9 protein-coding genes are annotated in these 13,319 nt (G+C 65.1%); 3 read left to right on the forward strand and 6 right to left on the reverse strand.

Features of this window, described 5'->3' with window-relative positions; translation table 11 throughout:
- Nucleotides 1–109: 109 nt before the first annotated feature.
- From C8J44_RS02540 to C8J44_RS02555, 4 genes are all read right to left on the reverse strand, one after another.
- Entirely contained in the window at nt 110–2,485 is a 2,376-nt protein-coding gene (locus C8J44_RS02540; protein WP_121903238.1) for a PAS domain-containing sensor histidine kinase, read from the reverse strand.
- Nucleotides 2,486–2,627: 142 nt separating this feature from the next.
- On the reverse strand, nt 2,628–5,732 hold the full coding sequence (locus tag C8J44_RS02545; protein WP_121903239.1) for a TonB-dependent receptor domain-containing protein: 3,105 nt from the start codon (nt 5,730–5,732) through the stop codon (nt 2,628–2,630).
- Between the two features lie 186 nt (nt 5,733–5,918).
- Entirely contained in the window at nt 5,919–7,352 is a 1,434-nt protein-coding gene (ahcY, locus tag C8J44_RS02550) for an adenosylhomocysteinase (protein ID WP_060525557.1), read from the reverse strand.
- A 273-nt stretch (nt 7,353–7,625) separates the two neighbouring features.
- Entirely contained in the window at nt 7,626–8,186 is a 561-nt protein-coding gene (locus C8J44_RS02555; RefSeq protein ID WP_121903798.1) for a YqgE/AlgH family protein, read from the reverse strand.
- A gap of 108 nt (nt 8,187–8,294) precedes the next feature.
- Between C8J44_RS02555 and C8J44_RS02560 the strand changes: the two genes are divergently transcribed.
- The 3 genes from C8J44_RS02560 to C8J44_RS02570 all read left to right on the forward strand — a co-directional run bounded on the left by C8J44_RS02560 (nt 8,295) and on the right by C8J44_RS02570 (nt 10,974).
- Entirely contained in the window at nt 8,295–8,774 is a 480-nt protein-coding gene (locus C8J44_RS02560) for a peroxiredoxin (RefSeq protein WP_056048648.1), read from the forward strand.
- 179 nt (nt 8,775–8,953) lie between these two features.
- Entirely contained in the window at nt 8,954–10,390 is a 1,437-nt protein-coding gene (locus C8J44_RS02565; RefSeq protein ID WP_121903240.1) for an AMP nucleosidase, read from the forward strand.
- A gap of 77 nt (nt 10,391–10,467) precedes the next feature.
- Nucleotides 10,468–10,974: a hypothetical protein gene (locus C8J44_RS02570; protein WP_121903241.1), complete on the forward strand. Its 507-nt coding sequence runs from the start codon at nt 10,468–10,470 to the stop codon at nt 10,972–10,974.
- Nucleotides 10,975–11,283: 309 nt separating this feature from the next.
- Here the strand turns inward: C8J44_RS02570 and C8J44_RS02575 are convergent, their stop codons facing one another.
- Together C8J44_RS02575 and C8J44_RS02580 are read right to left on the reverse strand one after the other, a co-directional pair.
- A complete protein-coding gene (locus C8J44_RS02575; protein WP_404969173.1) occupies nt 11,284–12,057 on the reverse strand; it encodes an alpha/beta fold hydrolase in 774 nt (257 codons plus the stop codon).
- A 69-nt stretch (nt 12,058–12,126) separates the two neighbouring features.
- Entirely contained in the window at nt 12,127–13,152 is a 1,026-nt protein-coding gene (locus C8J44_RS02580) for an aspartate-semialdehyde dehydrogenase (RefSeq protein ID WP_121885163.1), read from the reverse strand.
- Nucleotides 13,153–13,319: the final 167 nt, after the last annotated feature.

Here is a 13,319-nt window from a genome sequence, read left to right on the forward strand (position 1 = left end):
CCCCTCCGGGGAGAGGGTTGGGTGAGGGGCTGTTCCGGGCGACGCACTGCTTGGCTGCCCCTCACCCCAACCCTCTCCCCGGAGGGGAGACGGAGTAGATTCAAAACGATCATCGACGTGGCAATTCTACGGTGATCAGCGTGCCCGCGCCGGGTTCGGATACCAGCTCGATCGTCCCGCCATGCGCCTCGACGAACTGTTTCGCCAACGGCAGTCCGAGACCCAAAGCCCGATCCCCCATCGGCTTCGACTCCGCGAACCGGTCGAACGCATGCGCGACCGCCTCCGCATCCATCCCGACCCCATCGTCCGACACCACGATCCGCGCCGACGTCGCATTGCCGTCGGTATGCAACAGCACCCGTCCGCCATCGGGCGTCGCCGCGACCGCATGCCGCAACAGATGCTCGACGACCTCCTTCAGCCGCTTCGGATTGCCGTTGACGCGTCCCGTCGACCGCGCGACCTCGACCGCGAAGTCGAGTTTGCGCCGTTTCGCCGACGGCAGGATCGTCTCGGCCGCGGCGCGCACGGTGTTGGCGAGATCGACGTCGCTGCGGTCGGTCTCGTCGCGGTCGCTCTCGGCGCGCGTCAGGTCGAGCACGTCGTCGACCAGCAGCCCGAGCCGCTCGACCGACTCGAGGATCGCGCCGACATACCCGACGGCTTGCGGCGTCATCTCGCCCGCATAGCCGCCGTGCAGCATCTCCGCGAACCCGCTGATCGACGTCAACGGCGTGCGCAGTTCATAGCTCATGTTGGCGACGAACGCGGTCTTGACCTTGTCGGCGGCCTCCAGCGCGTCGGCACGGTCGCGCAACGCCTGCTCGGCGCGCCGGCTGTCGGTGATGTCGAGCATCGTGAACAGCGCGTTGCCATCGGGCAGCGGCACTCCGGCAAACTCGAAATGGCGCCCGTCGGCGAACGCCACGCGCCCGCCGCGCTGCTGGCGCTCGACCGTCGCCGAGCGGACCAGATCGGGGATCAGCGCCGAACGGCTCGGCGTCGCGAGCTTGCCGCCGACCGCCTCGGCGAACGCGTCGACCCGAGGATGTGCCGCCAGAAACTCCTCCTCGAGCCCCCACAACAGCCGGAAGCGGTTGTTCCAGACCTGCAACCGGCCATCGGCGGCGAACACGCCGAGCGCCTCGAACAGATTGTCGAACGTCGCGGTCCTCACCCGCAACAGCGTGTCGCGCGCGCTGGCAAGCTGGACCTGCTCGGTGCGATCCTCGAAGATCAGCAGCAGCCCGCCATCGGGGAGCGGCTGCGCGACGACGCGGAGATGCGTGCCGCCGCGCAAATGCCAGTTCTCCTCGATCGCGCCGCCGCCGACCGGGCCGCTCTGCGATCCGCCGGTCTGCAGGAACCAGTCGCGCCGTTCCGCCTTCCAGCTCGGGAAGTCGCGGACCTCGGGCAGGCGATTGGCCTCGCGCATTCGCTCGAGCACGCGGTCGAATTCGGGGCGGTCGGCGAGCCATTCGCTGCGCATCGCGAACATCCGACGGAACGGCTGGTTGCAGAACACGAGCGACCGGTCGCCGCCGAACTGTGCTACGCCCGCGGAAAGCCGGTCGAGCATCGCGCGCTGCGCTTCGGCAAAGCGCTTGGCGCCCGACCGCGCCTGTTCCAGCTCCTCGATATCGATCGCGAACCCGGCGACGCCACCGCTCGGCAGCGGCACGTCGTAGATCTGCAACGAGCGTCGTGCGCCATCGATCGTCGCCGGCAAGACCTGCTGATGCGGCCGGCCTTGTTCCCGCGCTACTGCAGCCCCGGCGAGCGGCCCGCCGCGCCCCGATCCCTCGACCAGCTCCAGCCCGCGCGCGACGACGTCGGCGGCATCGCGCCCTTCGACCGCATCGACATAGGCGGTGTTGACCATCGTCAGACGCAGATCGTTGGCGCGGTACCACATCGGCATCGGCGCCGCCTCGATCAGCCCGGTCAGCGAGTCGTACGCCGATCCCAGCCGCGTGGTTTCGGCGCTGAGTCGGGCGATCTCCGCCTCGCTGTCGGTCGCATCGAACGCCCACAGCAAAACCGCCCCCGCCGCGCCCATCTCGCCGGGCGCACGGCCACCGCGAAACGTGATTGCCCGGGTCGAGCCGACCAGCCGCACCGACCGCACGAACGGCCGCCCCGCGCGCTGCGCCGCCGTGATATCCGCAATCAGCCGCGCTGCGTCGTCGGCGGACAGCCCCGTCCCGCCAGTGGCAAGTTCGGCGATCGAGCGCGGGGCCACATCCAGCCCGAGCCAGTCCGCCATCCGCTGCGTCATTTCGATCCGCCCGCCGGAGCGGATCACGGTGACGATCGCGGGCGATCCGTCGAGCAGCGTCTGAAGATGCGCATTGGCCTCGATCATTTCGGCGGCAGCGGATCTGGCGCGCAGGCCCGCGTACAGCAGCGCCAATCCCGCGAGGATCGCCAACAGCAGGAATGCCCCCACCGTTACGGCGGCACCGGTCCCGAGGACCATCATCGGGAAGCCCGGTTCGACATCATTCGTCCATGTAGGCCAAACCGTCCCTCGGGGGAAAGCCACCAGAAAACGAAAAGGGCGAGCCCGACATGCGGACCCGCCCTTCACGGTCTACCACTACGTGGTCGACATATCCCTCAGCTTAGAGCTTGACCGACGCACCGATATACATCGCACGACCGATGTTGTCGTAGATCGCGTCGCCGTCACCGTTGCCGAGTAGGCCGTAAGGCGGCTTCTTGTCGGTCAGGTTATCGACGCCGCCGTATAAGGTGAAGCGCTTGTCGACGTCGACCGACGCGCGAACCGCATGATAGATCACCTTCGGATGATACACGACGTCGGCGTAAGTCGGGTTGAGCGCCGGAACGCCGTTGGTGTCGTGCTGTGCTTCCCAATCGGTGATCGACTGGCGGCCGATATACCGCACCTGATACCCGAGCGTGAAGTTCTTGTGCGTCAGGTCGACCGAGGCGTTGACGTTCCAGATCGGATCGCCGAGCTCACCCCTCACCCGATCAGGCCGGCTGGGCTCGTTAAGATACGGGAAATCGGTCCGGTCGCGGACCCAGTTTCCGATCACGCGGAACGTTGCCTTGGTATCGGCACCGAAGCGGCGGTTGTAGCTCGCGTCGAAATCGATGCCCTTGGCCTTCAGCGCAGCGAAGTTGACCGTGCTCTGCAACAGCGCCGGCCGCGCGAACAGGCCGTTCGCTTGGCGCGGATTGATCAGGTTGCAGAAGGTGTTGCCGAGCGTCGGAGCGTCGTAGCATGCATCGAGGATGGTCTGTGCGTCGACCGACTGGATGACCTTGTTGATCTTGATGTCGTAGTAATCGACCGTAAGCGCGAAACCGGGAAGGAAGCTTGGCTGGAAGATCGCGCCATAGGTCCAGCTCCGCGACTTCTCAGCCTGCAGATTGGGGTTTCCGCCTGAAAGGATCTCGGTCGAGCCGGCCCGTGCGGTGCTGTTGACGAAGCCAGCCGGAACACCTGCCGCCGCGCAGTTAGCAGCACGCGTCGAGCGCCCCGTGTTGATGAAGTTGACGTCGCACGGATCGTCGAGCTGCGGGAAATCCTGGCTGTTCGAGGCGTAAAGGTCGTTCAGCGTAGGTGCACGAACCGACCGCGAATAATTCACCCGGAACTTGATGTCGTTGATCGGCGCGTAGATCCCGCCGAAATTGTAGGCGTAGACCGTTCCGGTGGAACCCTTGTAGTCCGCAACGCGACCTGCGCCGTTGACCGTCAGCTCCTTGGCGAAGCTGATGTCCTTGAGCAGCGGAACTTCCAACTCGCCATAGGCTTCCTTCACAGCAAACGCCGGCGGGCGGAAGTCGGGGATGACGTTGAAGAACGTGTCGCCGCCCTTGATCGTGTCATCATAGGCCGAGAACGCCGTCTCGCGACGATACTCGCCGCCGACCGCGAACCGAACGGGACCGCCGGGCAGTTCGAACAGCTGCGAGCTGTCGCCGACGATGTTGGCCGTCACGTCGAATTCGGTCGCCTTGCCGCGGCTGGTCGACGTCGTGTTGATGTAGTTCAACGCCGCCTGGCTCGCGCGACCCTCGCCCAGGATGTCGAGCGGCGCGCACGACGGATCAACCACAGTCGCCTGGTTGATACGGCACACGATCTGGCCTGCGCCGTTACGAACAGCGTCGATCGCGTTGTAGAAGCGCGACTGGAACTGGTTGTTGTAGAACTTCGACTTCGTACGGAACTCGCCGTAGTTCACCGAGACGTCGTACTTCCAGTCGTCGTTGAATTTGCCCTCGGCACCCACCACGATCCGATACGTGTCGCGGCGATCCGCCTCGTCACGCGTCCCCAGATCGGAGTTGTTGCGGTTGACCCGGAAATACTCCGAACCGGCCGGCAACAGCGAACGGATAGTCGCTGCCGCCTGTGGGTTGAGATAGGCATTGTCGAAGGCAACCGGAATGCCGCTGGCCAGATACGTCTCGCCCTCGGCGCCATCGCCCTGCGTACCGCCTTGGTTGAACGTACCCGTGCCCTGCGCATAGCTGTCGACACGCACGAACTTCGCCTCGAAGAACGGCTTGAACGCCTCGGACACATCGAAATGCCCGATCAGATTGGCCACGTACCGCTTCAAGCCGGGGTTCAGCGTACCCTTGTCTCGCAGGGTCGGGCCGCTCCCGTTCTGGTTGCTGTTGTTGCCCGACGGACGAAGATCGTTTCCGTAATTATACTCCGACAGCGTCCCGTCGGTGCCGAAGCCGAACACGCGCGGCGCGCCATTGGCCCGGCAAGCCGCGGCGACGCTGTTGCAATCCAGCAGGTTGCCGTCGCCATAGGGGATGAAGTTGCCGCCATTGTCGTAGCCGAAGCTATGCAGGCCCTTCAGGAATGTCCGCTCCGGGACGCCTGCGCCATTCGGCGCAACGCGGGTGATCTGATTGCGACCCGAATAGATGCCCGTCAGTTCGGGGCGGTCGGCATAGGTCAGGAGGTCAGCCTGATTATACTCCAGGCCGAGCGCGATGTTGCCGCGACCCTCGGCGAAGTTCTTGCCGAACGTGCCCGACAACCGATACGTGCCGCGATTGCCATTGTCGGCGATCCCGCTCTGCGCGTTGAGCGAGACGCCGTCGAAATTGCGCTTCAGCACGAAGTTGACGACGCCCGCCATCGCGTCCGAACCATAGACTGCCGAGCTGCCGCCGGTAACGATATCGACGCGGTCGATCAGGTCGGTCGGGATCGTGTTGGTATCGACCAGGAAGTCGCCAACCGATCCAGTGATGTGGCGGCGGCCATTGACGAGAACGAGCGTACGCGTTGGTCCAAGACCGCGAAGATCGAGCAGGTTGATACCGGCGGTACCGATGAACTGCGTCGAATTCGCTTGGCTGTAGGTCGAGCGCAGCGACGGCAGGTCGTTGAGTACGTCGCCGATGACGACCGCACCGGTCCGCGTCAGATCGGCCTGCGTCACCGTGGTCACCGGAATCGGCGAATCGAGCGTCGGGCGCGCAATGCGCGAACCGGTTACGACGATATCGCCACCGGCGTTGGCTTCCGGCGCCACGGTCTGCGCGACCGAACCCGTCGTGGTGTCGGAACCGACCGGCGCGGCAGGATCGGTACCGGGAGCCTGGGTCTGCGCGTCTACCGGTGTAGCCGTTTGCGCTGCTGCCGGGATCGCCGCAGCCAATACGAACGCGACCGTGGACGCCGTTACGAACAATCCGGACTTCCGGACCGAAATACCAACCATTGTGAAGAACCCCTGAACCTGAGCTTTTTTGCTGAGGCCGAAAGGACACCTTTTATGCCGCTTTATCAACGGGGGTGGCGAAACATTACAAACATGTTGCATCGCTGCAACACGGATCCGCAACGAAAAAGCCGCGCCCGCCTGATGGCGGACGCGGCTTTCGAAAACCCTACGGAATCCTGAGGATCAGTAGCGGTAGTGGTCCGGCTTGAACGGGCCTTCGACCGGCACGCCGATGTAGCCGGCCTGCTTGTCCGAAAGCTTCGACAGCTTCACGCCGAGCTTCTCGAGGTGGAGCATCGCGACCTTCTCGTCGAGGTGCTTCGGCAGGACGTAGACTTCGTTCTTGTAGTTCTCGCCCTTGGTCCAGAGCTCGATCTGCGCGAGCGTCTGGTTGGTGAACGAGGCCGACATCACGAACGACGGGTGGCCGGTTGCGCAACCGAGGTTCACCAGGCGACCCTTCGCCAGGATGATGATCTGCTTGCCGTCCGGGAACTTCACCAGATCGGTGCCGGGCTTCACTTCGGTCCAGTCGTAGTTCGACAGCGCGGCGATCTGGATCTCCGAGTCGAAGTGGCCGATGTTGCAGACGATCGACATCGGCTTCATCGCCTTCATGTGATCGGCGGTGATGACGTCGGCGTTGCCGGTCGCGGTGCAGAAGATGTCGGCGCGGCTGACCGCTTCTTCCATCGTCACGACCTCGAAGCCCTCCATCGCCGCCTGCAGTGCGCAGATCGGATCGACTTCGGTGACCATCACGCGCGCGCCGCCGTTGCGGAGCGACTGGGCCGAGCCCTTGCCGACGTCACCGAAGCCGGCGACGCAGGCGACCTTGCCGGCGAGCATGACGTCGGTCGCGCGACGGATCGCGTCGACCAGCGATTCCTTGCAGCCGTAGAGGTTGTCGAACTTCGACTTGGTGACCGAGTCGTTGACGTTGATCGCGGGGAACGGCAGCTCGCCCTTCTTGGCGATCTCGTACAGGCGGTGGACACCCGTGGTGGTCTCTTCCGAGACGCCCTTCAGGTTTTTGACGGTCTCGGTGAGGTAGCCGGGGTTCTTCGCGACGTACGCCTTGAGCGCACGCTGCATCTCGACCTCTTCCTCGTTCTCGGGCTCGGGCATCGTGTGGCCGGCTTCGAGCTTGGCACCCCAGAGTGCGAACATCGTCGCGTCGCCACCGTCATCGAGGATGATGTTGGCGGTCTGGCCCTCTACGTCGCGATCCCACGAGAAGATATCGCCGACATAGTTCCAGTAATCGGCCAGGCTCTCGCCCTTGATCGCGAACACGGGGACGCCGGTCGCGGCGATGGCGGCGGCGGCATGGTCCTGCGTCGAGAAGATGTTGCAGGTCGCCCAGCGGACATCGGCGCCGAGCGCGGTCAGCGTCTCGATCAGCACCGCGGTCTGGATCGTCATGTGCAACGAACCGGTGATCCGCGCGCCCTTGAGCGGCTGCGCGGCGCCGAATTCGGTGCGCAGCGACATCAGACCGGGCATCTCGGTCTCGGCGATGTTGATCTCGGCGCGGCCGAAATCGGCGAGGCTGATGTCGGCGACGACGTAGTCGGCCTTGGCGTCGGTCTTCGTAGGCGCAAGCGTGGTGGCCACGAGGAGTCTCCTGAGAATATCGTGATCGGCGAGCCTCATGCCCGTGCCGGATACTGCATCATAGGAGAATTGAGGCCCCAAATCAAATATAAAGATATCTTTATATGAGGGGTCGGAGGGCCGTGAGTTTGCTCGTGCCACCCAAGATGGTCATCCCCGTCAAGGCGGGGATCCACATCCTCAGCCGTTCAAGACTCGATCGCAAGGTTAGCCAATATGGGTTCCCGCCTCCGCGGGAATGACGATCACGAGGTCGGGCCGTTGCCCCCGAAGTCAGGCCCTACCCGTCTCCGCGACGAGCAACCGCGGATCCACGCCAGCCTGCGCGAAAGCCAGCGTCCAGCGATCCTCCGCCGCGGTCTCGAACAGCAGTTCGGCGTCCCCGGCCACGTTGAACCACCCCGGCCGCGACAGCTCGCCCTCGAGCTGTCCGCCATCCCAACCGGCATAGCCGAGCGCCACCACCCACTCCGACGGGCCCTTCCCTTCGGCGATCGCGCGGAGCACGTCGACCGTGCTCGACAGCTTCCACCGCCCGGCGACATCGACCGAGTCCTGCCCGCCCCAGTCGGACGAATGTACGACGAACCCGCGCCGCGGCTCGACGGGGCCACCGAAATGCACCGGCGCGTTGGGCGCGTCGCCCGGCTCGATCCCGAACTGGTCGAGCAGGTCGTGGAAGCCCAAACCATCGATCGTCGCGCCGATCCCGATGCCGATCGCGCCGTTCTCGTCATGGCTGCACATCGCGATCACGGCGCGGGCGAAGCGTGGGTCGCTCATGCCCGGCATCGCGAGCAGGAATTGTCCCGAAAGAAAGCGCGTCTTGTCCATGACCAGGAACATAGCGTTGCACGTACCCCGTCGCCACGCTTGAAATCCGCCGTCCGGCGTCCAAGGTACGCACCGCGCGCGACGACCGCGCGGCACAGGAGATTTCAGATGACGATCAGCGTCGGCGACCGCCTTCCCACCACCACTCTCGTCAAGGCCACCGCGGATGGCCCCGATCAGGTCGATACCGACAGCTTCTTCAAGGGCCGCAAGGTCGCGCTGTTCGCGGTCCCCGGCGCGTTCACGCCGACCTGCTCGGCCAAGCATTTGCCCGGTTTCGTCGAGAAGGAAGCCGAGCTGAAGGCCAAGGGCGTCGACGAGATAGCCTGCGTGTCGGTCAACGACGCGTTCGTGATGGGCGCGTGGGGCAAGTCGGCGGGTGCTGGCGATATCACGCTGCTCGCGGACGGCAATGCCGATTTCGCCAAGGCGATCGGGTTGACGATGGACGGCTCGGGCTTCGGCATGGGCACGCGCAGCCAGCGGTATTCGATGCTGGTAAACGACGGCGTCGTCGAGCAGCTGAACGTCGAGGCACCCGGCGAGTTCAAGGTCAGCTCGGCCGAACACCTGCTCAGCGAGATCTGATCATTCCTCCTCGGCACGGGGAGGTGGCAGCCCGTCAGGGCTGACGGAGGGGGCTCTCCGCGAACGTACCGTGTGCGGCACGCCCCCTCCACCCTTCGCTTCACGAACGGTCCCCCTCCCCGTGCCGGGGAGGATTTCGAAGTCTTGCCACCGTAACGTCCGCCACCTAACACTGCCCGATGACAATCGCATCCGACCTCGTCGCCAACCTCGACCGCCTCTACCGCGCCTCCGTCGAGCGCCTCCAAGCCGCGATGAGCGCCTATATCGCCGACGGAACGACGCCCGATCCAACCAGCCGCACCGACGGCTCGTTCGCCTATCCCGAGATCCGGCTGACCTATAAGGGCGGCGTCGATCGCCCTACCCCGCTGCGGTCGTTCGGCCGCCTGGTCAACGCAGGCGAATACCGCATCAGCGTCACCAAGCCCGCGATCTTCGCCGAGTACCTGATCGAACAGCTCACGCTGCTGATCGAGGATTACGACGTCACCGTAGAGGCGGTCGAGGGTCGCCAGGAAATCCCGTTCCCCTATGTGATTGAGCCCGGCCACGCGCTGAGCCTCGACGAGGTGTCCGCGACCGAATTGTCGCGCCACTTCCCCGCGACCGAGCTCGCGCATATCGGCGACGAGATTGCGGACGGCCTCTGGATCGCGCACGACGAGACGCGTCCGCTTGCGCTGTTCGACGGCCTGCGCACCGATTTCAGCCTTGCCCGCCTGCGTCACTACATGGGCACGCCGGCGGAGCACGCACAGCGCTTCGTGCTGTTCACCAACTATCACCGTTATGTCGACGAGTTCGTCCGCTGGGCCGGCACGCAATTGGGGGAAGGCAGTCGCTTCACCAGCCTCTCCGGCGCAGGCGGCATCACCATCTCGTCGGGCGACGACATCGACAAGATCATCTCCGACAGCGCCTGGCGCCGTCACCAGATGCCCGCCTATCACCTGATGGCGGACGACCGCACCGGTATCACGCTCGTCAACATCGGCGTCGGGCCGTCGAACGCCAAGACGATCTGCGACCATCTCGCGGTGTTGCGCCCAGAGGCGTGGCTGATGATCGGCCATTGCGGCGGGCTGCGGCCGAGCCAGCGGATCGGCGACTATGTTCTGGCGCATGCCTATCTGCGCGACGACCATGTCCTCGACGACGTCCTGCCCCCCGAAATCCCGATTCCCGCGATCGCCGAAGTCCAGCTCGCGATGGCGAAGGCGGCCGAGATCGTCTCGGGCCAGTCGGGCGAGGAACTCAAGCGCCGCCTGCGCACCGGCACGATCGTCACCACCGACGACCGCAACTGGGAGCTGCGCTACTCGAAATCTGCACTCCGCTTCTCGCTCAGCCGCGCCGTCGGCATCGACATGGAATCCGCGACGATCGCCGCGCAGGGCTATCGCTTCCGCGTCCCGTATGGGACGTTGCTCTGCGTCTCGGACAAGCCGCTCCACGGCGAGCTGAAGCTGCCGGGCCAGGCCAACCGCTTCTACGAACGCGCGATCAGCGAGCATCTGCGGATCGGGATCGAGACCTGCGAACAGCTCCGCCTGGAGGGCCCGAAGCTCCATAGCCGCAAGCTCCGCGCGTTCGACGAGCCGCCGTTCCGATAACGTGGGCCGCTAAAAATCGGAGCGGATCGCGCGAGAATGGGTTACGCATCCGGAATCATTGCTGAGGGAAGATAACCGTGGCCGACACCGACACGCCCGATACGGAAGCAAAGAAGCCCGTCACCCGCCGCCGCGCGCCGCGCAAGGCGAGCGCGCCCAAGGCGGCACCGGCCGCCACGTCCTCGACCAAGCCGGTCGCGCCGAAGCCGGTGCCGACGGCAAAACCGGTTGCGGACAAGCCCGTGGCCGCCGCGCCGCCAAAGCCCGCAGCCAAGCCGACGCCAAAGCCACGCTCGACCAAGCGCAGCACGCCGCGGCCGGTCCCCGCGCGCAACTCGGCGACGCCGGTCCCGGTCGCCAAGCCGCCGGAAAAGACGCGCGGCAAATGGGGTGCCGCGGCGATCTTCAGCGGCGTTGCGGTTGCGGGAGCGGCGGTTGGCGCGCTGCTCACCTTGCGAGGCAGCACGCCCAAGGCTCAGCCAGCGCCCAAACCAAAGGGCAAGCACGCGCATCAGGCCGACGGCGCGGACTCGTCGAAGTCGTTCGACGCCGGCATCGCCGATCCAGGGACGGTTCCGGAGTAGGCGCCGCTCCTGCTCCCAGATGAATACTCCACCCCGGCGAAGGCCGGGGCCCAATTGGAACGTCCTTTGTCACGAACCGCACCGCCCATTCAGTGGCGTTTCCCAATTGGACCCCGGCCTTCGCCGGGGCGGTAAAACACAAGAGCCGCGCTGCCGACCGTTCCCCCGCGGAGGCGGGGGCCCAGCTAAGACCACGGAAGCGTTTGTAACCCTGGGCCCCCGCCTTCGCGGGGGAACCAGAAGTTAGTGAGCAATCCCTACTCTTTGAAAAGCGACGTCCGTCAGGATGACGGACGAAGCTTCGCGTGCTTACCGCGCGAGAAAGTCCGCGATCGCCTGGCCGAGTTCGGGCTTCACGACCGCACTCATATGTCCACCGGGAGTCTCGACGTATTCCCCATGTAACAAAACCGCCGCTAGGTCCGGCGCAGACCCGTTGTCCTGATCCTCACCGCCGCACACGACCAAGGTAGGCTGCCGGATCGCCTTCACCGTATCCAACGGCGTATCCACGAACGTCTCGAGTATGCCGAGCAAGGCGACCGGATCGCCGCCGGTGGTCTTGAGGAACGCCTCCGCCAGCCACTCGGGCGTGCCCTGCACATGCTGCCCGAGCCTGGTCAGGATGTTCCGGAAATGCCCGGCACGCCGCGACGTCTGCGTCAGCCCCTCCAGCCCCATCCCCGAGAAGATCACCCGACGCGGCGTCGCGCCCGTCGCCAGCATCCGCGACGTCGTCCGCGCACCCAGCGAATAACCGCCCAGATCATAGTCGGTCAGCCCGAGATGCGCGATCAGCGCATGCCCGTCCTGCGTCAGCGCGTCGGCCGGATACGCCTCCAGCCCATGCGGCTTGTCGCTCTCGCCGTGCGCACGCAGGTCCGGCATGATCACGCGAAACCCCTTCGCGGCGATCTTGGCGGCGTGGCCATAGCGGATCCAGTTGGTCTTCGCGTCGGAGAAATAGCCGTGGATCAACACCACCGCGCGCGTATCATCGGTGGTTGGGCCGACCTCGTGCCACGCCAGCCGCGTGCCGTCGAAGCTCTCGAAAAACTGCGTCTCGCTCGGGGTGCTGCTCACAAACTCATCCTGCATTGCCTGTCGTCGCCAGATCCAAGGGCGGCGACACGCCGTCGCCGCCCCGCGCGTTCACGCCTTCTGCAAATGCCGACGCCCGAGCAGCTCGGCGATCTGCACCGCGTTCAGCGCCGCACCCTTGCGGAGGTTATCGCTGACGCACCACAGGTTGAGGCCGTTCTCGACGGTCGGATCCTCGCGCACGCGGCTGATGTAGGTCGCGAAATCGCCAACGCACTCGATCGGCGTGATGTACCCGCCGTCCTCGCGCTTATCGACCAGCATGATGCCGGGCGCCTCGCGGAGGATGTTCTGCGCTTCCTCGGCCGAGATCTCGTTCTCGAACTCGATGTTGATCGCTTCCGAATGGCCGACGAACACGGGTACCCGGACGCAGGTCGCGGTGACCTTGATCTTCTTGTCGAGGATCTTCTTGGTCTCGACGACCATCTTCCACTCTTCCTTGGTCGAGCCGTCGTCGAGGAAGCTGTCGATGTGCGGGATCACGTTGAAGGCGATCTGCTTGGTGAACAGCTTGGGCTCGGCCGGATCGCCGACGAAGATGTTGCGGCTCTGCTCGAACAACTCGTCCATCCCCGCCTTGCCCGCGCCCGACACCGACTGATAGGTCGAGACGACCACGCGCAGGATCTTCGCCGCATCGTGCAGCGGCTTCAGCGCGACGACCATCTGCGCGGTCGAGCAGTTGGGGTTGGCGATGATGTTGCGGACCTTGTAGCCGTCGATCGCCTCAGGGTTCACCTCGGGCACGATCAGCGGCACGTCGGGGTCCATGCGGTAGAGCGACGAATTGTCGATCACCACGCAACCGGCGGCGGCGGCGATCGGTGCGTAGACCGCGGTGCCCTCCGAGCCGATCGCGAACAGCGCCATGTCCCAGCCGTTCCAGTCGAAATGCTCGATGTTCGTGCATTTGATCTGCTTGCCGGTGTCGCCGTAGTCGACCATCAACCCCTGGCTGCGCGACGACGCGACGCAGGCGATCTCGTCGGCGGGAAACTCCCGCTCCGCCAGGATATTGAGCATCTCGCGCCCGACATTGCCGGTCGCCCCTGCGACCACCACCCGATAACCCATGTTGTCACTCCGATTGGACTTGGCCGCGCAGTACCGACGTTGCGCGGCGAGGTCCAACGGCTTTCGACTTGTTGCGCGGATAGGGGGAGTTTGGGAGGGCGGGTGGCGATAGCCGACATTGGGCAGTTGCCGCCTTTCCCGAAAAGGATGGTGAAGCGGGAAAACTT

This window comes from Sphingomonas sp. PP-CE-3A-406 (assembly GCF_003688625.1).
Taxonomy (GTDB): domain Bacteria; phylum Pseudomonadota; class Alphaproteobacteria; order Sphingomonadales; family Sphingomonadaceae; genus Sphingomonas.